Annotated in this window: 22 protein-coding genes; 9 read left to right on the forward strand and 13 right to left on the reverse strand. The window is 45.7% G+C overall.

Annotation, left to right across the window (positions count from 1 at the left end; translation table 11 throughout):
* Positions 1-23: 23 nt before the first annotated feature.
* The gene (locus ACQG11_RS24425) at positions 24-590 is read left to right on the forward strand and encodes an HAD domain-containing protein (protein WP_015062996.1); all 567 of its coding nucleotides are present in this window, start codon (positions 24-26) and stop codon (positions 588-590) included.
* Between the two features lie 371 nt (positions 591-961).
* On the opposite strand, the gene ACQG11_RS24430 is transcribed toward ACQG11_RS24425, so the two are convergent.
* From ACQG11_RS24430 to ACQG11_RS24450, 5 genes are all read right to left on the reverse strand, one after another.
* Entirely contained in the window at positions 962-4,951 is a 3,990-nt protein-coding gene (locus ACQG11_RS24430; protein ID WP_015062997.1) for a conjugal transfer protein TraG N-terminal domain-containing protein, read from the reverse strand.
* An 8-nt stretch (positions 4,952-4,959) separates the two neighbouring features.
* Positions 4,960-6,375: an IncHI-type conjugal transfer protein TrhH gene (trhH, locus tag ACQG11_RS24435; RefSeq protein WP_015062998.1), complete on the reverse strand. Its 1,416-nt coding sequence runs from the start codon at positions 6,373-6,375 to the stop codon at positions 4,960-4,962.
* A complete protein-coding gene (locus tag ACQG11_RS24440; protein WP_015062999.1) occupies positions 6,365-7,411 on the reverse strand; it encodes a thioredoxin family protein in 1,047 nt (348 codons plus the stop codon). The genes trhH and ACQG11_RS24440 overlap by 11 nt, the downstream gene beginning before the upstream one ends.
* Before the next feature lie 615 nt (positions 7,412-8,026).
* Positions 8,027-8,539 (reverse strand): hypothetical protein, encoded by a 513-nt coding sequence (locus tag ACQG11_RS24445; RefSeq protein ID WP_015063000.1) that lies wholly within the window; start codon positions 8,537-8,539, stop codon positions 8,027-8,029.
* Between the two features lie 5 nt (positions 8,540-8,544).
* Positions 8,545-9,342: a hypothetical protein gene (locus ACQG11_RS24450; protein ID WP_015063001.1), complete on the reverse strand. Its 798-nt coding sequence runs from the start codon at positions 9,340-9,342 to the stop codon at positions 8,545-8,547.
* Positions 9,343-10,098: 756 nt separating this feature from the next.
* On the opposite strand from ACQG11_RS24450, the gene mobI reads away from it, so the two are divergent.
* From mobI to ACQG11_RS24490, 8 genes are read left to right on the forward strand one after another with little or no spacing between them, the layout of a single operon-like run.
* Positions 10,099-10,584 (forward strand): conjugative transfer protein MobI(A/C), encoded by a 486-nt coding sequence (gene mobI, locus ACQG11_RS24455; protein WP_015063002.1) that lies wholly within the window; start codon positions 10,099-10,101, stop codon positions 10,582-10,584.
* Positions 10,581-11,303, forward strand: a complete 723-nt coding sequence (locus ACQG11_RS24460; protein WP_015063003.1) for a hypothetical protein — start codon at positions 10,581-10,583, stop codon at positions 11,301-11,303. Before mobI ends, ACQG11_RS24460 begins: the two co-directional genes overlap by 4 nt.
* A gap of 10 nt (positions 11,304-11,313) precedes the next feature.
* Positions 11,314-14,349 carry a MobH family relaxase gene (gene mobH / locus ACQG11_RS24465; RefSeq protein ID WP_015063004.1) on the forward strand — a complete coding sequence of 1,012 codons (3,036 nt, stop codon included), beginning with the start codon at positions 11,314-11,316 and terminating at the stop codon, positions 14,347-14,349.
* Complete coding sequence (gene traD, locus ACQG11_RS24470) at positions 14,349-16,433, forward strand: conjugative transfer system coupling protein TraD (RefSeq protein ID WP_015063005.1); 2,085 nt, start codon at positions 14,349-14,351, stop codon at positions 16,431-16,433. The genes mobH and traD overlap by 1 nt, the downstream gene beginning before the upstream one ends.
* The gene (locus ACQG11_RS24475) at positions 16,433-17,536 is read left to right on the forward strand and encodes a hypothetical protein (RefSeq protein ID WP_015063006.1); all 1,104 of its coding nucleotides are present in this window, start codon (positions 16,433-16,435) and stop codon (positions 17,534-17,536) included. The genes traD and ACQG11_RS24475 overlap by 1 nt, the downstream gene beginning before the upstream one ends.
* Positions 17,523-18,185, forward strand: coding sequence for a DUF4400 domain-containing protein (locus ACQG11_RS24480; protein ID WP_015063007.1), 663 nt, complete (start codon positions 17,523-17,525; stop codon positions 18,183-18,185). Before ACQG11_RS24475 ends, ACQG11_RS24480 begins: the two co-directional genes overlap by 14 nt.
* Before the next feature lie 12 nt (positions 18,186-18,197).
* Positions 18,198-19,379, forward strand: coding sequence for a S49 family peptidase (locus ACQG11_RS24485; RefSeq protein ID WP_032610470.1), 1,182 nt, complete (start codon positions 18,198-18,200; stop codon positions 19,377-19,379).
* A 1-nt stretch (position 19,380) separates the two neighbouring features.
* Entirely contained in the window at positions 19,381-20,109 is a 729-nt protein-coding gene (locus ACQG11_RS24490) for a nuclease-related domain-containing protein (RefSeq protein WP_015063009.1), read from the forward strand.
* Positions 20,110-20,141: 32 nt separating this feature from the next.
* On the opposite strand, the gene ACQG11_RS24495 is transcribed toward ACQG11_RS24490, so the two are convergent.
* From ACQG11_RS24495 to ACQG11_RS24530, 8 genes are all read right to left on the reverse strand, one after another.
* Complete coding sequence (locus ACQG11_RS24495) at positions 20,142-20,501, reverse strand: hypothetical protein (RefSeq protein ID WP_015063010.1); 360 nt, start codon at positions 20,499-20,501, stop codon at positions 20,142-20,144.
* Positions 20,502-20,588: 87 nt separating this feature from the next.
* Positions 20,589-20,903 (reverse strand): hypothetical protein, encoded by a 315-nt coding sequence (locus ACQG11_RS24500; RefSeq protein WP_015063011.1) that lies wholly within the window; start codon positions 20,901-20,903, stop codon positions 20,589-20,591.
* Between the two features lie 266 nt (positions 20,904-21,169).
* Positions 21,170-21,310 carry a hypothetical protein gene (locus ACQG11_RS24505; protein WP_154591402.1) on the reverse strand — a complete coding sequence of 47 codons (141 nt, stop codon included), beginning with the start codon at positions 21,308-21,310 and terminating at the stop codon, positions 21,170-21,172.
* A gap of 537 nt (positions 21,311-21,847) precedes the next feature.
* Positions 21,848-22,084, reverse strand: a complete 237-nt coding sequence (locus tag ACQG11_RS24510) for a DUF905 family protein (protein WP_032610472.1) — start codon at positions 22,082-22,084, stop codon at positions 21,848-21,850.
* 45 nt (positions 22,085-22,129) lie between these two features.
* Positions 22,130-22,675 carry a hypothetical protein gene (locus tag ACQG11_RS24515; RefSeq protein ID WP_032610473.1) on the reverse strand — a complete coding sequence of 182 codons (546 nt, stop codon included), beginning with the start codon at positions 22,673-22,675 and terminating at the stop codon, positions 22,130-22,132.
* An 81-nt stretch (positions 22,676-22,756) separates the two neighbouring features.
* Positions 22,757-23,194: a hypothetical protein gene (locus tag ACQG11_RS24520; protein ID WP_015063013.1), complete on the reverse strand. Its 438-nt coding sequence runs from the start codon at positions 23,192-23,194 to the stop codon at positions 22,757-22,759.
* 49 nt (positions 23,195-23,243) lie between these two features.
* On the reverse strand, positions 23,244-23,540 hold the full coding sequence (locus tag ACQG11_RS24525; protein ID WP_032610474.1) for a hypothetical protein: 297 nt from the start codon (positions 23,538-23,540) through the stop codon (positions 23,244-23,246).
* Positions 23,541-23,918: 378 nt separating this feature from the next.
* Positions 23,919-24,200 carry a hypothetical protein gene (locus ACQG11_RS24530; protein WP_032610475.1) on the reverse strand — a complete coding sequence of 94 codons (282 nt, stop codon included), beginning with the start codon at positions 24,198-24,200 and terminating at the stop codon, positions 23,919-23,921.
* Between the last annotated feature and the right edge of the window lie 8 nt (positions 24,201-24,208).

A 24,208-nucleotide genomic window follows, 5' to 3' on the forward strand; every position in this document is an offset into this window, starting at 1 on the left:
CTGTCCCGTGAAAGAGGTTAGGTATGCTCCAATCAATATACGAATTCCTGTGCAAGATACGCTGTTCTCCACAGAAGCTTAGAAATAAAGACTTGGACGGGATCTTGCCTCAGGATGAATCAACAGCTGGCTTATGGGGACCTCTGCCATTAATCCATATTGTTCTTTTCCTGGATTTTGATGGTGTAATCCACAAATGTCAGAATGAATCTTTCGAACGGATGTATTTGATTGAGAAGTTACTTGATGCAAGTCCTTCAATGTTCATCGTTATATCAAGTTCATGGAGAGAATGCGGGAGTATTACCTACCTAAAGTCACTTTTCCGCTCGCCGTACAGAGACCGGGTAATTGGCGCAACCCCATCCCTGTGTCTACCCTCGGGGGGAATAGGGGTACGTGCAGCTGAATGTGAAGAATTCGTGGCCAGGCACCAGGTAAAAGCCTTTATCTGCCTTGATGACGATACGACCCTGTTTCCGCCAGAATATCCGCACCTGATCCGTACGGATTATTACACGGGGGTTAAAGAAAAGGACATAACGGATCTGATAGCCAGATATAACCTACTGATGGCCCGTTTTTATTAAAAAAGTAACTTTTCCACACACTCCGTCAAAAAAAACCATGATTCGCCATCTACCAAAAACACTGCATCAGTCGATCAGAAAAGTAACTTTTTCCTCAACTTTAATTTAGGCCAGTAAGCATTCACGTTTCTTAGGGTGGCGAGTGAACTGGATTTGGAAAGAGAATTTGAATCGTGATTAAGATAGTATCCTGTTTGACCATTGTTTTAAAACTGAACAAACCTTATCCAATGCTCAGTTAGCCGGTGTACTTTTCTCAGATTCGTGGTTTACCTTGAATAGCACTGCCGTGAATAGTTATTTTCCCCGGATGCAGGCATAAAAAAGCCGTGCCCAAAAAGAGCACGGCTTTTATCAGTCAGTATTCACTCCTACTTCTTATTATCATTCAGCCAGTTTTCAGCTCTCTCTATTCTCGACTGATACGGTTCGTTTGTATTGTTAAGGTCTGACTTCATAAAGTTAACGAACGCATCTGCTTTATCCGACCCGAAGCGTGGATCATCGGTCAGTTGCTGACGAATCGCACGCTCTGAGTTTTGTGATGCACTCTCATACGTCTTGATCCCATCACTTCCCATATCCTTATAACGGCTGGTCACCGCGCTCAGACCATCTGACATTTGCAGGTGGTTGCCAACCTTGCCCAATAACGAACTCGGCATATTTACCGGATTCGTTGCATCGTTTGCCAAAGATGCGGGCGTAGTCAGGACCCCAATACCTGAGAGCATGTCGTTTACGGGTTTTGCTCCGATAACGTCAAGCCCTCTGGCAACACTCTCCTGGCCCGATAAAAGCGTACTGCCAATCACACTACGTTCTGTATTGGACTCAATTTTATTACCAGCAAGGGTATCAATCGTGGTTTGGGTTCGTTGGCCAACGATCCCGCCGCCAGAGCCGCCTTCACCAAGATTCGCCCTTATTGCTGAATCAAGAGAGCCTGAAGCCTTGTTGTGCATGTTGAAACCTTCATGGATACTCTGGAGATCATTCATCCCCCAGCTAACGTTGTAGTGACCCAGCTCGGTGAGGAGGCTTTGAGTATCCGCTTTCAGTTGTTCTTTCTCAGCGCCGGTTGCCATTGTACTGGCCCCATAGGTAAACACGGCTTGTGCGGCCAGCTCCGCCCGTTTGTCATCCGGCTTTTTGGTTGGGTCATTTGCAACCCTGTCAAAATAATTCGGGAGGTTGTTTGATATCCCGCGTATCTGGCTATCTCCGTACATAGAATTCAGTTTTTCGCTGGTATTACCCATGCCTGAAGTAGCATGCTTGCCGCCTATACCAGTTTGAAGCTGGTCGAAAGTTTGGTTGGCGTTCTTAACGTCCTGCCCAGCCCCCTGAATTCTTCCCACGGTCTCATTAGTCACTACAGGGGTATTCTTATCCAACGACGAGAGAACACTTTGGTTTTCTTCGCTATAGGAGTTAGCTACATTACCTTTATGAATGCCCTGAATATCTTCTTTACTGACCGAGCCCACATTGTACGGCGTAACACCTGATTCGGTTTGTCCGCCAATATGTTGATTAGCATTCTGCTGGTTCTGTGCCAATCCAGCTTTCGCCTGAGCATCCAGACCTTGCCCTACGTCAGCAACACGATCGGCACTCATTACGCCGGAGGTATCTACATGGTCTGGTGTGCGCTCCTGCGCCTGTGCAATGGTATTAATACCCGATGCATCACCAGTGATTCGGTCAAGTTGATTGGTAATTGGCAGCATCTGTTGAGCGTTACCGCCGAAGTCAGCAACCAGCCCTTTAAGCAGGCTGGAGGTCTCACGCAGATCCTGCTTATTGCTCTCAGCCGTTTCACCCCTGGCAGTATCAATCGCAATTTTTTGCTCACTAAAGTCGCGTGTCGTTGCCACCAGCGCATCAGTTCGCTGGAGTTGTGATCCCAACTGAGTGCTGGCCTTAAATGTGTCATTGTAAGAATTGAATTTATCCATAAACGCATTCTCATCAAGACCATTTTTCCGTGCAAAATTACGCACATCATCATCGCTGAAGTTTTTATTACGAATAGAATCGGAGAATCTGTCTAGGTTGACAGACTGTCTTGAGTCGAGTGTCATGCCGGTATTAGCGCTGGCGTTCGTTGAAAGTGACGTCGACAGATTTTCGGCCATTGTCTGTGTTGCCTGGTTCATTTTTGATGCAGCTTCTTTGAATGCATTGGTCTGTGCAAACTGATCACTGTTTACCTGAGAAGCCGCTTTACTCATTTGTTCAGAAAGTCCTGAGTTTTCTGACAATTGAGTCGTAATAGCTTTATTCAAATCAGTTAAGAGGCTATCACTGCCTGAATTCGATTTTGAGATCCCTGAACCAACGGTACCCGATGCTTTCAGACCTAGTGAATCCATCACTTTCTGACCTATGCCCCCAGCCCCCCCTTTTCCAAGTTTTTCCTCGCCACCAAGTCCCAAACTTCCATTGAGGAGAAGGTTTGACACCACACCAGCTAATTGCTGCGAATTAATTCCGTGCTTCGCCCCTACGCTATTAGCGACGTTTGCACCGGCCTGGTCTGTATATGATTTCAAGTTTTGCAGATTCGAGGAAAATTGCTGGCCCGATTGCCCCGAACGACCAACTTCACTCATCTGATTGTAGGCCTGCTGGAATGAATTACTTGCTGCACTCATGACTGATGAGGTCATTGCCGCCCCTTGTCCCTGGCTTGACGCGATACTTGAACCTGCATTCCACGTACCGAGTCGGAAGTTACTGGAGTCCATGGCCCCGCCACCGCTGAACCCCTGCCCGGTGCTTGTCAGTGCTGTACGATTAACATCCCCAAATGATGATTTTCCGCTATTTGGCGCATCCCACACTTTCGGCGTGAGGTGGCTGGAGTCCACAGGTGCGGGTGGCGTAACTCCTTTCATCGCATTCATCATTGGATGAATGGATTGCGTCATCAGGAACAGCGTCAGGACTGGGATAAGAGCATAGAGCGCTGATGCAACTGATAAGTAAGAACTATATGTTTCGGCAAGCCCTGGTAAGCCCATCCAAGTCACCGCGTTACTCTGACTATTCAGTGTGCTCCATGTATCAAGATCCGCTGTTGCCACCTTCTTCACGTAGGCATTGACCATCACCGCAGTAATCGGCCACATATTAACGAAGAGAATCAACTGAAGATATTTTGCCGCTGCGGCAACACCGTTTCCGCCGAGTGCAAGCAGCATGAGCAATGCAAACGGAGCAACCATGTACGCAAACATTTCAAGAAACGCAATTGCCGCACCAGATAATTGCAGCCAGAGCTGCCCCTGAGATGCCATGGTATTCGTACGTTTTAATGATGCCTCAAACAGTTGCATATCCGAGGCCAGACCAAGTGGGGTTTTGTATTTACTGGCACCATTACGTAGCTCATTCATGATGAACAAAGAAAGCGTCGCGTCATAAGCGCCAATCGCCTTGCCATACATGCCGTTCGCCGACGCCATTACATCCGTGAAGCTCGATCCGGATGCGGCACCGCCCGCCTCTTCTGGGGTAAGAATACCGTTTGTTTGCCCAATCAAAGCAATCGTCTGTCGAGCCTCCGGGGTGCTCGTTACCTGTTTAACGGTCGACCAGACCTCTTCACAAGTCGCTGACTTTGAACTATTCACACCCACGATGTTAGCAGATGCGTTCTTCAGCGAACCTTTCATCGCCTGATTAATGCGTTCCATGCTTTCCGCGACATTTGAAGAGAAAATATCGTTAAAAATGGTTTCTTTCCCAGCGATTTTCGCGCTTGAGTTTTGTGTTCCCTTGAGGCAGTTATAGGCCAGTGATTGCACTGTCGCACACACGTTCATCGCACCTAATCCGCTAACTGGTTCGGGGAACGCTGAACAATACCCCTGGCTGTCCCCGCCCCATTGTAAGAATTTAACGAAGCGAATCATCGGGCCAAGAGTAATGTCATCATCAAGCGTGGTTGCGGCAAAGTCGATCGGCGCCAGCGGATCAAACGCCGTTTTATAGTCTTTGAGTAGGCCCTGGCTAAGGTTAGTGGTTACAGTTCCCATCGCCGCGATAAAAACAGGAATACCATCGACATTTCTCACTTCACCAGACTTAACCGATTCAATAGTCACATCCACGCGTACTATTGCCATCGAAAAAAGAATCAGCCCAAGAATCCATGAAAATATCGGCACCTCTGCTTTTGTCGGGTTCAACAGCCAAAGCCATGTTTTATAAAACAGGCTGGCTCCAGCCAGCACCGCTGCCGTGGTGAGAAATGCTTTTACACCGGTATATTGTGAGAAAATCAGGGCAATCCCGTTAAGGGCGGACCACACGAACTCGATATCACCTACTGTATAGATGTTGTAATCCATATCAGACCTCAGTTACCTGTGCCACGAAGACTTTCCATGAACGCCTTCCTCTTTAATCGGCGATCATCCCATGCTGAAATGACATCAGAGCTGTTACCTACCTGGCTACGGGTGAGCTCGTAAGCTGCTTTTACCTGATTGCTAAGGTTTTCAGATAACCGAGTCAGGTCCTGCCGCCGTCCGGAAAGTGATTCACTGGGGATATTCATAGCGCTGATCTTTGCTTCAACTTGCCGAAGCATGTTAATGACAAGGCTGGTGGCCGCTATTGCACTGATATCCTGGATATAGGCATAGCCTTCAGGGACATCAAAAGTCTGAAGAGAATCAAGAATTGTTGGGATGCCGATATAAGAAATAATGCGTAATTCATCATCAGAGATCCTGACATCGCTGATTGCCTTTGTTTGAACCTGAATTAGGAGGTCTGAAATCGTATCCTTCAGTCCTTTGAAACCACCATCCATCACTTCAGACATAACCAGGCATTGCGACTTTCTCGCTGAAGCAGGATCGGGTACAGGCGAACATTTGAGCATTTTTATGGAGCCACCAGCCGGAGGACCCATGATGAAATCCGATACCGTCATCGTCGATGGACGAACTTCCATCCCCGCTTTTTCACCTTTAGCATCCCAGTTGATAATCACAGTGCCGACAAGCGACATCAGCTGCTCTGCGAGTTTGTAGCCAGATAATTCAGTCACGCCACCGATATTCATAGAACCTTTATCGATGTCCATAAATGACATATAGAAAAGGTTTCCACTGAATTTTTCAGCAAACTCTTCAGGGTCTTTTGCTTTTACCTGGGAGGTCACAGTTTCTGGCGACTTGGTCATTGATGAACCGAAATCAGGCAACAATCCATTAAGAGTACCAAGCATTGAAGCTGGGCCGGAACTGACCGCATTCGCATACTGGCTGGGTGGTCCAACATTTTCAGAAAGAAACGAGTAAGTAGCGTTGCAGGAATCTTTGGCAAATTTGTTCAACGCCTGCAATTTGTTCTGGATATCATTAATAGTCGCAGCACAGTCAGCACAGATTGCCGATACCGCGACATTAAATGCATAAATCGCGGCCCCCTGCGCGATACCGCGAGCAACCTGCACCAACTGATCTCCGTTAATCATACTGAATGAACCGAGGAAAACATCGATGCCGTTACAGCCGACGGAAGCTTTGGGGAAAGACATTGAAACTAAATTGGTATTCACGTTTGTTGTGCGGTAGGAAAAAGAGCCGCCAACCACACCGGTACGGGTGGCCGTTTCAAAACTGGCCGGGCTGGTTGTCGTCATCATTCCATTAAAAATATTACGCATGGCGTTATCGGCACCGGCATTTGGTGCAATCATCGCCGTGCAAACGGCTAACGACAAAAGTAACTTTTTTGCACAAACATGGAGGTTAGCGCGCATATGGGCCTCCTAAACTGCCACCAACATTCAAGTAGTTCACAGGGTCCGCTGTAGGCATATCGTACCCTTCCAACTTCTGGTCCATTATTCGTTGCAATAAGAACGGGTCAGATTCCATTTCTGATTTATTCACTGTAATTACGCCATCCTCACCAATGGTATATTGGCGCTTAATATCTAACGTGGATTGGAATGAGGCATCATCAATCAGGTTCATGCCCTTTGCAGCCAGAATAATAGTATTCTTGAGCTCCTCAGCAGTGATCATACCTTCGCTAATTCGTTGCGCTGATGACCCGTCTTTCGACACAAGGAAAATAGTTGGCACTTCGCGGATTTTGAATTGATCAATAATCTGCGCATTAGGGACAGAGAAATCCTGGAACAACCCATTTTGTAATGGTCTGCCATCCATGCTGACAGGGAGAATGTCGACCGAATAGTAATTCTGCATAAACTGGAGGATTTGACTTTCTTCGTGGCAGAACTCACAGGTACTCTGGAAAAAGAAAAAGAGCCCGGATCTTGTGAAAATATCTTTCATTACCGTCTGCTGGTTTTTTTCCACAACCGTACGATGTGCATCCAAGGCAACCTTCTCAACCGGCTGTCTTCGTTTTTCAGACATCATTGGATTTTTAAGAAAATAATCTTTCGACTTATCCGAAAATCGCGTACCGATATCCAACATTAAACGTTGCGCTGTATAAAACCTCGATAAGTTTTCAGGGGTCGGATTATCCATTGCCTGAGTCAAAAGCCGGGGCATATTGTCCTTTAGCCACTTTGAATTAAGATCAATCTTTTCTTCTTGTACTGGCTGGGACGAAGATGCAACAGGAGGCGTAGTCTCATTAATTTCTTCCTCAGTTTTCCGGGCTGGGTCGTCATACCAGAAAAAACCTTTCTTAAAGGCTTGTCCTGACACAAATGGGGTGTCTTTGATAAGGGTCTGGTCTTCATTTGCATGGACGCCAGTTATAAACAAAGACATCAGCACTAACATCTTTGAAGGCAGTAACGTTAATCGAGTCATTCACCGATCTCCTCATGGAATAGAGGTATGATGGCATAAAAAAAATCACCGGGAGTTCGATAACGGAGTAGATTTCATGCGTTAAAAAACCAGAAATGTGACGCCGACAAAGCCCCAAAAACGACAGTTCAACACAGTGTCCCGGTAAAGACATGGTCTGTAAGAGAGAAATGGATTAATTATATGACGGTACAGTAATGCAAATTCGCGTTGTCATTCAGACAACACTATCCAGATTATGAACGATCCCCGTACTTTGCTGGTTAACGCATAAGGGAATTTATACTTAATTGAATACCTATAAGAAACGAAATTGGCAGGCGCATCATAAAATCTGGACTTTTCAAAGACCGTAATGAATCAAAGAATGGCAATTCATGTTAGTTATACTTACAGAAAATGAACGTTGGAAGGATAGAGCAGACAAAAAAATACGGATGGTAGTAATATTTAACACAGTATGTTTTAGATACGTCAGAACGGAAGCCGTCTGAAAATAAACAGCAACATGAGGAACCATGTGTAACGGTATGCAAGCCAAAGATTTAATAGATAAAGACGACGCAGTCTTTAGATTTTTGGTCTCAGCTTAAAACCACTCACATAAAGTAATAGCTAATCTAACTCCTCCTGAGAATATCTCGCTATTGCAGAGACCGTTGACGACAATCTGCACCGAGGGCAATGAGTATCATTGGTATACGGGACAATGTAAGGCCGCTTGCATTTCGCACAAGTTTCGAGTTCCTCTATTTCTTTCATTGACGTGAGGATCTCAATGATTTTATTGACCTCAGGGGCGCAGACGAAATACCCAAGGTTATGCAGCACGCTCATGATTCGGTTGAAGTCAATATTGCGGAAGCTGGATTCCGGATGAATAGGATCAAAACCGAAGTAATTTACCGCGACATCAATAACCGCAGAAAATGCTCTGCGGTTATCCGAACGACGACTCCACCCTCGAATACCTTTTTTAACGTTTTGTTGAGGTTCCGATCTGAAATCAATATTTTCTGCAACATGGCTTCCATAAAGAATTCTTATTGAGTTTTTATTCGCACCAAGTGACATCGTTTTTGTAGCGCTCAACAACATGTTAGCTTTAGTTTGATCGACTTTAGCCATTTTTATTAATCCTTCAAGAGCACTTTATTTGCCAAAGAGTTGAACACATCCTGACGGTGGCATGTAAACATAGTGTCGTAACGCAATAGTTCCATTAAGTCGTCACTAACTTTACCCAAACGAATGTCGGCAGATAATTCGTATGCCCAGGCAAACACCTTAGATTTTAATGTTGCACTATCATCCCCCAACCCCGGTGTAAAGGCAATTATTCGTGGGAATAGAACGACATCGTTAATTGCTTTGAGTGATGACACACCAACATCTTTTATTGCATCTACGGTAGCAGGCTTTAATCCAAAAAATATACTGACAAACTCAGGTGCAAGCATTGACATAAAGAAGATCTGCATAAAATAATCATTTTGTATGTCTACACACTTGGAGCGTAACTGCTGAATTTTGCTCGGATTATAACAATCTTCCTGCCCATTCAACAAAGTAACTTTTTCCCCTGCATTGTAAATGCCGAAGTCAGTATCGTCACTGTCATATTCACGGATAACGTTAGTGTCACCATCAACAACGGCCATAAAAAATTTATCCCACGAGATCTCTTTACCTAAAGAACGTGGAACGAGGAAACTTCCGGGACGTGTTTCAACTTCGAATGCATTATCAGCCATTGCCCCAAACCCGGTTCCAAATAGACGGCGTTGCAGGAGTGGAGACCCTGTTTGATACATAGAAGATCCGTGAATAGGCAATAACATTAGGAATGCACGGTAACTACGAATAATCGAAATCTCGGTACGTAATAGTTTACCGAGTAGGTTACGCGTTATGTTATCTGATTCTGACATGTGCGGATTGTCCTTGCGTCAATACAATTGTACTAATCTTCTACATGAAATTAAAGTTTGGTTTTTGAATGATGAAAAGTAACTTTTGGAATTTTAATACTGCCTATTTGAGTCTTAAAACTAACCATTCATCCATTGGCCTTACTTGTAACACTTTTTGACCAAACTAACCAGAATTTTATCAAAAAACCCTGCGCTTGCTAACGAAATTTTAATCGCTTAAAAAAATAGCAAAGCCCGAATCGTTATCGGCATTAAGCGGCAATAACATTAGCGAAAAAAGCGATTCAGGATGAATATTTTTCCGATTGATTAACATGACTACTACATAGGGTCACTTCTTGCCGAAAAGTGGTCCTATGAAGCCTCGACATAGGGTCACTTCTTTGTGAAAAGTGACCCTATGTAGCCAAGACATAGGGTCACTTTTTTTAAAAGTGGCACTATGCGCAAAAAACATAGGGTCACTTTTGTTTAAAAAGTGGCACTAGATATATGTATAACTTAGTAAGTAAAACAGCACTTTTCAGATCACGGTCTCAAAATACCCATGGCAGAAAAAGTTACTTTTCTGCCGCGCTTAAATGCGCCCATCTCAGCCGTTCCCGTGTTCATCTGGAGCTGCGCACTATCTGTATTCCTCACGCCTCCGAAGCCCCACCTCAAAATTCTCGATAAAAATCACGGAAAAAAGTCCTGTTTGTGAAAAAAAAATAAAAACCACTTCGGTATAGTGATTTCACATCAGGAGGTCACATGTCTAATTCGAAACTAATAAAGTCACTAGAATTATCACGCAGTTTGATGCGTTCACAAATCGAGGTTCTGCGGGAGGCAGCTGAAGACCTTTGCACAAATTACTGGATCGAGTGGAAAGAACGGAATCATCTGGAGATTAATTTACCCCGGCCTAACAATACGCTAAAGCGTGAGTATCTGGGTTCGTATGCGCCGAAAATTGAATTAATCGGTAATGCCAAAAAAGTTACAATCACCTGGCATAAGTTCAGCCCGTTTAAAACCAGGTCTCCCAGTCATATGTCGAAACGGATTTCTGCGATGAAAAGCGGAAAATATTCGAAAAGCTGCTTTGTTAATCATGCCTTCTGGGAATATGAAATGATCGAAAAAACGGAGGGAGTACTAGAACCCTACAGAGAATTACTTGAGTTCTATCATACTGCGTATATCGAACTGGGACGCAAAATCCGTAAATACTCAAAATCAGAGGTGGCACAATGACCGACGTAACAATTAATGAAAGCAAGCAGAAGACACCTGATGTAAATGCCCGCTCCTCTCAGACTCCTGAAGATAGCCGAAGAGCCACGCAAAGTAAAAATGAACATTACGGCATGGCAACAGTAACTATTACTCCAGGCACGCCAGACTTTAACCGATTTCTTACGGCACGGAATCGTTCCGTAATAAGAGGCTTTAATGATGTTAGCATTGCTATTTCATCATTATTCAGGACGGTTAATGCGGTAAAACACCCTGAATTGGTGCAGGCAATTCAGGACTGGTTTAATGAATTGCACGACGAAAACAATTTGATGAAGCAGAATCTGGAGGCCCACATCGCCACTATTAAGGTTGATGAAAGTGATCCATTCTTCTCATCAACTGAGTTTTCTCCGTTCAGATTTGAATCTGTCCAGTTAAACTTCAACAACCAGAACACGATGCGATTTTATAAGCACATCTTTGAAATGAACAACCTTCTGACCCAGATGTATAAATTCAACTCTCTGGGTCAGCTGCCGGTTAGCGATTACAACGTAATGGCGCACAATATTATCCGAAGTCTCAACATGTATATCGAACGGGTCAAAAAAACACTTAACGTGTCGCGCCGTGTAAAAGGTTCTTACAGTCCTGATGAGTTTATCGAAAAGGTAAAACAGTACAAAAGCGTGCAGGCATATATTGCTGCGGAACTATCTGGTAAACGCCAATAAGGATTATTTGATGAATTTCAGGGCGCTATTCCTAAGTATACAAAGAGTTTTAGGCATCTTCTCCAGTAGGGAGAATGATGTGGCTGAGTTAATGATGAAGGATGTTTCGAGTCTTTCACCATTTGCTCAGATTATAGGGGATCAGAAATACACTGTACCGGATCACCCGAATCTTGAAGTCCTGAAATTCATTGAGTACCCAACTCGGCCAGCTGGGATACAAACGTTTAATGAGCAGTCTATTCTTTCTCTTTACAGAGATAAACTGCACTCAATCTCTATGATGCTGGCAATAAGTGATGGAGACATCCGTGAGGATGCCTTTACCTTCACCAATCTGGTTTTAAAACCATTGATTGAATACATCCGTTGGATTCATTTACTTCCTGCTTCAGAAAACCACCACCATAATGGTATTGGCGGATTGTTGTCACATAGCCTGGAAGTTGCAATGATTTCTTTAAAAAATGCCAATCATTCTGAATTGCGCCCAATTGGGTATCAGGATGAAGAAGTCATTCGCCGAAAAGTATATCTCTATGCCGCTTTTATCTGTGGCCTTGTGCATGATGCCGGAAAGGTATATGACCTCGATATAGTAAGTCTGAATCTGAATGAAACTTTAACATGGGCGCCAAGCTCGCAAAGCCTGCTTGACTGGGCACGTGAAAACAATGTTGTCGAATATGAAATACATTGGCGAAAACGCATTCATAACCAACATAATATATGGTCAAGCGTTTTCCTTGAGAGAATATTAGATCCGGTCTGTATGTCATTCCTCGACCGTGTCAAAAAGGAGCGCGTCTATGCAAAAATGGTTACGGCACTGAATGTCTATAACGATGGCAATGACTTTCTGTCCAAATGTGTAAGAACCTCAGATTATTATTCAACGGGAACTGACCTTAATGTATTGAGGGACCCGATAATGGGTCTGCGGTCGAATGATGCTGCGGCAAGAGCAATAGGTACCATTAAGCATAACTTCACCAGTATTAATATTAATAACTATAAATCCAAACCCATGCACATCATTATTGTAAACGGTGAAGTTTACCTCAATGAAAACGCCTTCCTCGACTTTGTACTTAGTGATTTTGCGGCCCACAAGTTCAACTTCCCACAGGGGGATGCAGGTAAAACTGTACTAGTAGAGTCGCTGGTTCAACGGGGTTATGTTGAGCCTTACGATGATGAGCGTGTGGTTCATTATTTTATTCCCGGGACATACTCGGAAAATGAAATAGCCAGCATCTTCCGAAACGGTATCGGTAAGCTGGAATTTTATAATCTCCTGAAACTTCGCTGGATCGGGTTAATTTTTGACTCATATAAAATCCCGGATTCTGTTCCGGGCCTCTTCAGCGTTAATGCAAATAAAGATTTCATCTATATTGATGAACAGAAAACTGTAACAGAATACAGAAGGCCGGTCCCGGGTCGTGAGTCTGTTACCAGAGTAACGGACACCGTAAGCGACGCCATTGAAGATACTCCACAATACGGACTCAAACTCGTGAACGGCCCTGATGCCGACAGTGTCAACGGTAAAAGCAGTGAAAATACTGAAGCCATCACAGAAAGTGTGGAGGCGGCTGGCACGGATAAAGCAACCGATATTATTGATCCGCAGGTTACTACGCCAACAGATACAGCCGGAACAGGCGGCTTGGATGAAAAGGAACGGGTAGAGGAACATGAAGAGCAGAGTCAGATGCGTCTGGTCGAGCAGCTGCATGAAATGCTTCTGAGCGCCCCACTGCCCCACAACGCAGTCATTAATATTGATTCCGTACCTTACCTTAATCTCGATGCTGCTATTGCGTTAATCCCTGGTATTGATGAGGCGGCATTTTGTGATGGGCCCTTTTTCCAGCTGACGTACCGTGATGGATCACTGGATGGTATGTGGATAGTCCGTGACGTAAACAATCTACGCCTGATACAACTGGGGGATAACTGTGCTGGTATTCAGGTGAGCACCTCGGAACCCCGAACCACTTCTACGCTGAAGTCGCTTTTTGATACGTCAATGTACCAGCCGTTGGATATCCCTGAAAGTCCATCATTAAACGAAGCGGTTTCGCCCCCACAAACACCGCTTGATCTCCCTCCGGCGCGACTGAATACCCCCCAGGCTGTAGAGGCCAATTCGGTAGCTGAACAGATTAACGCCCACTCCGAACCGGAGACCGTCACTGCTTCTGAGTATGAGCAATATGGCCACCTGCTGGAAGAAACCCTAGATAGCGATAGTGAGGCATATTCTGACTTTATAGTCGCCGACAACTCTGTGGTTGAACCCCCCCAGCCTGAGGCGAAAAATAGCGATGTCGCCGAATTCCATGATGAAACAGACCAGGTCGTTGCGCCCGGTAAATTGAATGATCCTGAGGATACCAGAGAGCCACCAGCTCCCAATACAACCGGGAAAGAAGTAATTTTAACAAGTCCTGTGTCATCACAGGACCCTATAAAATCGGAACCCGCCGGGGAGAAAGCGAACCATCTATCTCCGGCCCTGGCTCGTCTGTTTGCGGTAAACACTCAAGCAGAGAAGAAGCATGAAAATCCGCCGGTCACGACTCCAGTGAAAGAAGCCTTTAATCGATCCAACTCTGCCACAGTTCAGGCTCCTATTGCCGTTGACCAACCTGGTGCAGAAGAAAAGGAGACACTGGAAGATTTTACCCTGCTAAGTGGCGGTGAAGTTACAGAACTTGAATACGTCGAAATTGCCACAATGCTTCACCACATTCTGACTAAGTTATCTGGGTCGTTTAAAAGAAAGCGGAAAAACCGATTCATGGTTTTGACCCAGAACACCTTTTTTCTGACCCAGTCATGTGTTGAAAAATACGGGACGCAGTTAAATGCGCCTGAGCTTTTTAACCAGCTTCCTCAATACCAGGTCACCTCCGGCGCCATAGTCAATACAAAATGTTTCGCATTCAACATGCCAACTCTGGTAGCCGCATCCGACCGGGCAAAGGTCGATATTGAGTTAATCATTAACACACTTAAAGATGTAGGGAATCTATAATGGCAAAATCAAAAAGGACCAACCTGCACGCCCAGGAAAACTTTTACAGGCCGATATTGGAGTACAGAAGTGCCTCAGTACTTTTAATTTGCGCCATAATAATGCTGTTTATGGGGTTTCGATCAGATGGGTTGAATATTGCCCCCATCATTTTGTATACCGCTGCCTTCATGCTTTTGGTTTGTTTGTACCGCTGTAAAACGGCATACCCTTATTTGATGGCGCACTGGCGCGTGTTTCAGCGCCAGATTATGTTTATTAGCCTTAAATCGCTCAGGTCGATCAACAAAAGTAACTTTTTCTCTAACGAGCGAAAGTACCGCCAGCTGGTACAAGAGTATAAAAAATCCAACCGTCAGGTACCGGACAGAAAAACCTACTTCTGTAACGGCTTTGAATGGGGTCCCGAGCATGCAGATCGCGCGTATCAAATTGCCAATCTCTCAAGCGATAAAAGAGAGATAGCCCTGCCATTTGCCCTAAACCCCATAGCGCGGCATTTTGAGGCGATGGCCAGATCCATGGGTGGCAGTAACGCCATTTTTGCTGTTGATAAACGGGCGCCAATTTTTGTTACCGAAGATAACTGGTTCGGCCATACCCTCATTACCGGAAACGTCGGTACCGGTAAAACAGTCCTTCAGCGGTTATTGAGCATCAGTATGCTGCATTTAGGCCACGTCATTGTGGTTATTGATCCAAAGAACGACGCAGATTGGCGGCAGTCACTTATGGATGAAGCGGCGGAACTTGGGTTGCCATTTTATAAGTTTCACCCTGCCCAGCCTTCTTCTTCAGTGTGTATTGATGTCTGCAACGCTTATACCAATGTTTCGGACCTCACCTCACGCCTTCTTAGTCTGGTTTCGGTTCCCGGGGAAGTTAACCCATTCGTACAATATGCCGAGGCTCTCGTTTCAACTGTGATCACCGGTCTGTCTTACACGGATAAAAAACCGTCGATATATCTCATTCATAAAAACATGAAAAGCCACATGGCAATCCTGAACCTCACCGTAAAAGTTCTGGAATGCTGTTATGCACGGCACTACGGGCCCGATGTATGGATGGAAAAGGTGAAATATTCTTCGAATGATACTCTACAAGTCCGCTTTAAGCGCCTTGTTGAATGGTTTTCTGCCCACTTCTTGAATTATGAAGGTGCCGAGCCCATTGATTGGATTGATACCGTCGGCCGGTTAGTAGATTATTCTTTGTCTGATCCTGAGCACATGTCAAAAATGACAGCGGGTATTATGCCGCTGTTCAGTCGTCTGACCGAACAACCACTGAATGAATTGCTTTCGCCGTCACCTAATTCACTCACTTCGCGTGAAATAGTCACTTCAGATGGAATATTCAGTACCGGAGGTGTTCTCTATATCTCGCTCGATGGTCTTTCCAACCCGGAATCCGCCCGGGCTATTTCGCAGTTGATAATGTCAGACCTGACGTCCTGCGCGGGTAGTCGCTATAACTCTGATGATGGTGATATGTCCTCACATTCAAGGATCAGTATTTTCGTCGACGAAGCACACTCCGCAATCAACAATTCAATGATAAACTTACTCGCTCAGGGTCGTGCCGCACAAATTGCATTGTTTATTTGCACGCAAACCATTTCCGATTTTATTGCAGCAGCAAACGTTGAGACTGCAAATCGTATTACGGGTCTGTGTAACAATTACATTAGCCTGCGGGTAAACGACACCCCAACGCAAACGCTGGTTGTAGAAAACTTTGGTAAAAGTCCAATTAGTACAAATATGGTCACGTATACGACAGGATCAGAAACCACTTTGCCGCATAATAACTTCTCTGGTTCGATATCAGAAAGAAAGCAAACAACGCTGGAAGAAAGTATTCCGAAAGAGCTTTTAGGCCAGGTTCCAAAATTTCATATTGTGGCCAGACTTCAGGATGGTCGTAAAGTCGTCGGGCAGATCCCGATTGCCGTAAGTGAAAACTCGATGAGACCCAATACAACATTATTGGAGATGTTCCTGAAACCAGCCGGAAAAGTAACTTTGCGTCAGAATGTGGGTTTAGACTATTTAAATAAACATCTAAGGAAATTGCATTGATGGACGAGCAAATTACTCTGACACAAAATCAAATTTTCAGTTCATCTCTGAAAGTCAGTAAAAGCCGTTCGCTTGTTAAACGGCGTATGCAGTCATTAGGCCTGAAGTTTGCCGATTCGCAGGATGTTCGTGACCGTCTGGCAGGGATTGAAAAAGGTGCTTTGAAATCTGTGGGGCAATTTTGCCATGACAACGATGCTGAGTCTTTATCAGCGCTGGCTATTATCCTTTCCGAGCTTTTTCTGCTCCAAGGGGAACTGTCCACCAGCAATGAATACGGTGACCATGAAACAAGTTACTGGTCCGTAGCTCAGGGACCTTGTGATGAATGGGTTCAGTCTCTTCTTACGAGCGAAGACGGACAGCGAAAATTTATTGGTTTTCGCATTACATTCGACAATTCTGAAGAGCGCCGCCGCCTTGTTGATAAAAATTCAAAAATGCTGGGGAGTTATTTACTTCCCTATTTTGTCAATTTTACGAGTGCTGCATCGGCGTTTATTACGCTGCCTGACAGCGTCACGTTTAAACAAGTACAACGCAATAAGCCACTCATTCACCCTGAAACCACATTAAGTCACATTCTTACCATAGAAGACTCGGCGTTTCTCTCTCGTATCAAATTTAAACTAATCTCGGCGATTGACCGCCTGCCCGACCCGACCGGGCTGTATGCCAATATGTTCAACCACATTATGGACCGGGCACTATTAACACACCTCGACCGGGAGCAAATTGATAGCCCTTGTGTGTGCAAAAAGGTCATCTCAACCTACGCAGACACCATGCTAACGCTCCCGGTATTTAATACAGGGATCACCGGGAGATACCGACACTGGACGCCCTGGGGGATTAATTTTGTTGAGTTTAGCCGTCAGGCTGCAAAGGAAAAAGCCTGTGTCTATGTTCCTGAACCCGGTCAAATTCATTGGAAAAGTCCGGAGCATAAGGAACTGGCTGAGTTCAGCCTGATCAACCACATAATCCCGCAGCAATACCACTGGTTGCTGGGTGTGCCAACAATCTGGCGAAGCCACTACCGTGACCATGGCGACCGATTAGACTTATTCAGGGAGTGGAGGGACGCAAATGGCTGCGGATAATTCTGCACGGGCAGTATTCATCAGAGGACTGCTTTTTTTAGGGATGATGCTTTATCTTATTTATAGTCTGGGCTTCCAGAATACTGACGATCTAAAGCAACAAATCACTCAGGAGGTGAACGCCAGTCGTAGCCTCATTTCTAATGACCGGTGGTTGTCGGTTATTGCAAATAGTGAAGCTACTTTGTCGACTCTGATTAATGACTATAAGCTGATCGAATATCTGAATACGATACTGATCCCGGAAACGACGAAACCTGCGCGTGGGCTGAATTACGTTGCAGAGAAGATGTCATCGGTAAACTACACTGTGGCAAAGAATCTCCCCTTGCTCATTTATCAGTCCATTTTCCGCTGGAATCTGATACTCGGCTGGCTGATTGTGTTTTCACCTTACTTAATTGCTATGCTCGCTGACGGCATGTATCAATGGAAATTAAAACGTTACGTTTTCGGTAATGTAACCGTTCAGTTTTACAGGATCTGGTTCAGAGCCTTCTGGATAATTGGTGCATTAACCTTTGTTTACCTCTCAATGCCTAATATGTCTCTTTTTAACAATATCGCTCAACTGTTCCCCCCTGTCGCATTGCTGATATTGGGAATTGCACTCAACCGCTTGTGGTCTAACTTTCAAAAACTTATGTAATAAGGTGGTCAGATGTTTAACCGTAAAAATAAGAAGTCACCTGCCAATATCAAAGAATCGCTTGATGAGAACGCTGACCGTTTTTATAAGATGTTCCGAATCCATACCACCTCAAAAGTGGTTATTTCCCTTCTGGCATTAGCAGCAGCAGGGGTTTCGGCCTTTAATATTTACGATAAGTATCAGGAATCAGAAGGACGAATGGATCATATTGCCGTCGTGCGCATATCGGGAGAAATGGGCACCGGGTCAGAGGCCGGTGACGGTTCTGTGATAGCCGCAGCACTGGCAAAAGCGTACAACAACCCGCATGCCAAAGCTGTCATTATCGAGGCGGAGTCAGGTGGTGGCGGACCTTCAGACGCGATTATTATTTATCGCCAGATTAATGCACTTCGAAGCCACCAGCAGAAGATTGAACGTATTTCACATGCGGAATCCGCAAGCAAGACCCGTAATACGGGTGATACCAGTGCTTCACGCTCGCAGGACGATATCAATGCCGAACAATCGAAACGCAATACCCTGGAGGTCCTCTCCGCCGGGAGTGGCCGTTTCATTGCCGATATGGAAACCAGCTATAAGCCTATTATCGTTAGCGTCAAAGGCATTTGTGCTTCAGCGTGCTACTACGCCGTGTCCCCTGCTGACGCCATTTATGCAGATAGCAGCGCTCTGACCGGCTCGATCGGCATACGAATGGATCACTGGAACCTGTCCCGCGTCATGGATACGGTCGGTGTTAAAAATGAGCCGCTCACAGCAGGGGAATTTAAAGCTGCACTCGACCCTTATCATCCGCTTTCCGAGGCCACCCGGGATTTTATGCAGAAGCAAATCCTGGATTCCATGCATGAAAAATTTATTTCGGACGTTGAGCAAGGCCGGGGTAACAAACTAATTAGCCGCCCGGAGGCAAATGCTGTCGCTCTGTATTCCGGCCGGGTATGGACAACGCAGCAAGCAATCCAGTACGGTCTCATCGACGGTGACCTGACACCAGTCGAGGTCCGTTCGCGTCTGTCTCAAATGTATTCGACCACTACATTCAAAACGTACAACGAGCCGCAACGATCGCTTCGCTCCGCGCTCGGTATGTTAATGAGCCTGTCAACCAACATCGAAACGCTGGCGGGCACAACCTCCCGGTTACTTGATTCTGTTCAGGCCACCAGCTATCCGACGGTGAAATAAGATGGACGTGATCCTGATGGCGTGGCGGGTGATAGCAATAAGTATTATTGCCCTGGTACTCATTGTGCTTTATTGCTTGATGGGATTCGTATCGTCAGCCATTGCTGAACGCAGGACGGCCAAGCAAATTGAAGCGTACCTTCCTGATGATGCAGAAGGCCTTCTGAGCGATTTAACTCTGCCGGTTAGTGCCACTGGCACCACGCAGATTGATCACGTCCTTATCGCCTCTCATGGGCTCTACGTCATCGAGCAGAAGAACTATGCTGGAAAGCTCTATGGGAAGCTGGATGAAAGCCACTGGCGAAAATGGAAATCGTCAGGGACACTAAAGTTACAAAACCCGTTCAGGCAAAACTACGGTCACATCAAGGCCATTCAGTCTACATTACGCGCCAGCGAACTGGAGTGTATCAATGTTGTCATCATTAACGGGCCCTGCAAGTTTGAAGGTGAGAAGCCAGACTGGCTTTGCATGGGTATGGGTGATTTTGTTCGGAAAGTCACTGAGCGGCGCCAGTTAACTGTATTCAAGCCTGAGGCAGTAAGTTATATCCGTGGGGAGCTGAAGTTAAAGAGAAAGCCTCCTGGCCTTTATACTGATCTGGACCATATCCACAACGTTACCACCAGATACAAAACAACTATGCGATTGGAGCAGCGTATTACCTATAACCTTTTGCGCTTTCTTCGGAATCTACCGGGTAAAATATTCGGTTCGACAAAGTAAAAAAAAGCCCTGCTAATTTATGCGGGGCTTTTTTATGGATTCAACACCGGAATATTTTGCCATGCTTCCTGCATAATTTGCATGACCTCCCCAATGGGTAGCGACGGCCATAAGACTGTGTCAGTCATGATTACGCCAACCGGCTCACATTCAATGGGAACCAGAATTAAAATCACACGAGTCCCTTTAACCTGATACGCAAGATTAACTACCGCCTGTCTGTAGGTTGCCAGAACACCAGAACCGTACTCCGCTGGTTTGCTGGCCCAGTTCCGTACCAGAGCATAAGCCTGCGGCATATAACGATTATCCAGAACGCCCTGTGGCCGACGAAAAGGCACAATATCATCGGAGCGGTAGATAGTAGTGGTGGTTACGTTGGCCGTTGTCATTATTAAACTCCTCCCGTCCAACCCTATTAAATCTGAATGAATAGGGTTCAACTAACAGTTCCTAGTCGTGAAAACTGGCTAGTGTAGCTAGAATTTTTGTTCCATTTGTTGAGCTTCAAAATCTCTCGTTGCCTTCAATAATGAAGCGCCACTGTAGTACTCCGGTTCAGTAATATCATCCTCTTTATTCAACCATTGCGAGGCTGATTCATTGCCTGTCTTAACTGTACTCACATCGCTGCCTTGGTATTTGGGCAACATTACGGCATCCACTTCTTGATAAACGCCATTGCGTTTCACCAGGATTTTAACCGCTTTCGCTTTGCTGCGTTTTTCGCGCACTTTATTAACCAGATACAGCACGACAATCCAGCCTACCAGTACGTAAAGAAAAGTATTCATAATGCCCTCCTTTGTATGTGTCCATTATACCAGGTTCCGTCCCAGCCCAAATAGGTTCGGTGCATGAAAAATAGACTTTCCCGCTTGAATCTGCAAATCACCTCCGGCGTGCCTTTGCTGCCCCGAGAGATATTTTCTTTCCGGATGCGTCTGACAGATTCAGAAAAGGTACTTTTCTGCACGACGGATTTAATTTAGATTCTCTGACTTCACGCCCCACCAGCCAGAGCCCACGGCCGCAACCTTTACGAAAAAAACCGTCAAAATTACCAATGTCGATAGCTCCCCACCAGCGGACGCCTGCGAACAGCATCAATCACCACCACCCCCACATCCGCCACCAGCGTCACCACCACCCCCACATCCACCATCACCGCCTGAGGTATCGGGGGTAAAGAAGGAACCATTTCCGTCGGCAATCCCCCCTCTCTTACTATCCTGCGTATACCGACGCCCTTCGGTCTGGGAATGGCAAAGTGCCTTTTTATTACGGGCTCTCAAAAATAGACAGCAGAAAAGACATACAACCACATAGAGGGTTAAAACAATATGGAGAATCATAAGCACCAGTGAAATCCTGTGAGTCATCGTTAATTGTCTGAGTATTTATATCAAAGTCCCTCGCGCTTAATTTTTGCTAGCACGTCCCTTTTCTCTCGATCGCGAATTAAGATGGCTCAGTTCAGTTACAGACGACACACCGCAGGCATCCGCCAGGCATATCTACACGCAGGTCGGGAGGTCACGACGATTTCTTTCCGGATGCAAGATACCTTTTCAGTTCCCCGGCGCCATCTCGGCACCGGGCGAAACCATCTGCATGCGGGTCAGACTTATACCACCAGCTGTGGGCCCCGGGCAGACCCAGACTCCCTTCCCCGTTTGCCAGCACTGACAGCTGAGTCCATAAAAAGAAACCCGGAGTTACCGGGTTCTTGTGCTGATCAGCTGGCCTTCAGTCCGTGGCTTTGCAGGTGGCTATTGAGCGCATCATAGGCATCGGGTTCATAATTCCAGTTACGCCAGATCAGCTGGCGATCGTGGTCGCGATGATTACGGATGGCAATCTGGAAATGGCCTGCTGGCTGGAGGTTTTCGATAAAGACGTTCTGGTAACCGGCGGCAACGGCGCGGGCTTGAGCCAGTGATAACGGTGATTCGTTGCTGAAAAATCCGCTCATGGGCATTTCCTTCATAATGGCCAGGCCTGAGCCTGGCACTGGGTGTCAGGCCACAAGGCGTTTCGCGAGTTTAACGAAGTGATCTTGGTTGTTGTAGAGCGGCATCTGATAGGCCCGGTCTGAAATAAACATCCGGATCTGGTCAAATGTCATGCCGCAGTTAAAGCCGGTTTCGCTGACATTAGCCCGGGGAAAATCGGCGCAAAATTCGTTTAACACCTTCTCATGGACAATGCCGATATTAAGGAGTCCGGCAGGTCCGTTATCACGGAAAGACACCACCCGGAATGCACCGTACCAGCCCGACTGGCAGAAGAAGGTAAACGCCTGGTTCGCAAGTCCGTTAAACAGCTCGTAACGCAGGCTGGCACTTAGCGATTGACTGTCCAAGCAGTACACACGGTTGATGAAGACGCCTGGGTCGATATTTGCAGGGGTCTGCCCGTAAGCAATACACGGCATAGGCATTTCCGCAGTGTCTTTGTTATCACCAATTACTTTATATTGGGTGGCGATGATATCCGCCAGCATTGATCCACCAAGTGTGTTAATTGCTGCGATGTCGTTAATCTGAATATTAAGATTTTTCATATTTCACCTCGTCGTTTTTTATTATTATTCCACAACCGGTTTCGTGGCTAATAACCTGAAGTGAAATATTTAATAAATAATTCAGTACGACAGACACAAGCCGGTTGACCGTTCAAAAATGTCCTGTAAATGAATACCACAGACATCCAGATTAAAGCGGACAAGCTCTGCTTCATTATTTGAAGTAGAAAATAAATAAAAATCAAATCCACCTGTATTATCATCTTTGAAAATTCTGAAGGAATTATTATCAACAGCGTCGGCCAGTTCAACGTGAACGCCATAGCGCACTTCACCGTCGTCAAACTGTGCAATTCGGCGCACAGATTTAAGACGGACAAATTTCGCCAGCTCCAGTTCGGGCGCCTGGGAAAACGTCAGTGCCTCGAAGATGAGATCAGCCGTTTCATGTTGCTTCCTGCGGTCGAACTCAAACAAACCGCCACCGTTGTTGCGATAGACCGGCTGAAGCGCATTGACCAGGTTGAACGACTGCCGGTTCCTGTCATATCTGTACATTTAAAGGTACTCCAGACCTGCCAGCATCCACCAGCAGGACATAATGTGATTAGTGCCAGTCGGCGATCAGTTCTTCGCACTGCAAAAAGGATAAGCACTGCTGTGCCAACACGGGCAGTACGGCAATGTTGGGTAGGCGGTTGTAACACCAGGCGTTAAACAGCATCTGCCACGGACCGGCGTAGTAACCGGCCATTTTCTTTTTTTGCTTCGGAGTACGGCACGCTGAAATAGCCTGCTGATAGAGACTTTCATTTTCGGCACCTGAGCGTTGTTGCAGTGCCTTGTAAATAAAGGAATAGAGAGCGTCGGAACAATTAGATGCGTAAGCCAGACTGGTTTTCATAATACCTCCTGTTTTTTGGTATTATATAAAATTCGACCTGCTAGCTAATAACCTACACTGAATATATTTTTAAATTCCCATAAATATTAAATATGGACGAATGTGGATTTAAGCGTTGTAAATTATTAAAACCATATCTTATTCTACCATTATGTATTCCCTACAATACGCTTGCTAATTCGTAATTTTGCAGTTATTTGAATATCACCATCCTAAAAGCTGGTAGCCACCTATTTTCCCTCGGATGTAAGTTCACAATAACTCTGTTTATTGCCTGTTCAGTGGCGGTTAAGATTTATAAATGGGTGTGCCATTCGTCAAATCGGTATCCATGGGGTTTGCAGGTACTTATTAAAACGGATCATTCACCTTTTACGTTTACTGCAAACGAGCGTAAGAATTCAGTTGCAGCTCTGCGTCCGCCTGCTGTTGCAGCACGTCCATCACCCGGCTGAGCATGGTCAGCGCCTGGGAGGGGGAGCCGCCAAAAGTCACTTTAATTTCGTTGGTGGTGTGGTGCTGCTCCAGATCGAGAATATTCACTTCCACGTCTTCGCCCTTCTCATCCTTCGCCGTACACTGAATGCTGACCCGGGTCACAGGGTCCTTAACTGTCTGCAATGGTGCCTTCGTGCTGACGTTGATCGCGATATTCTTCATTACCCTGT

This window comes from Enterobacter cloacae complex sp. 372C4 (assembly GCF_050030615.1).
GTDB lineage: Bacteria > Pseudomonadota > Gammaproteobacteria > Enterobacterales > Enterobacteriaceae > Enterobacter > Enterobacter intestinihominis.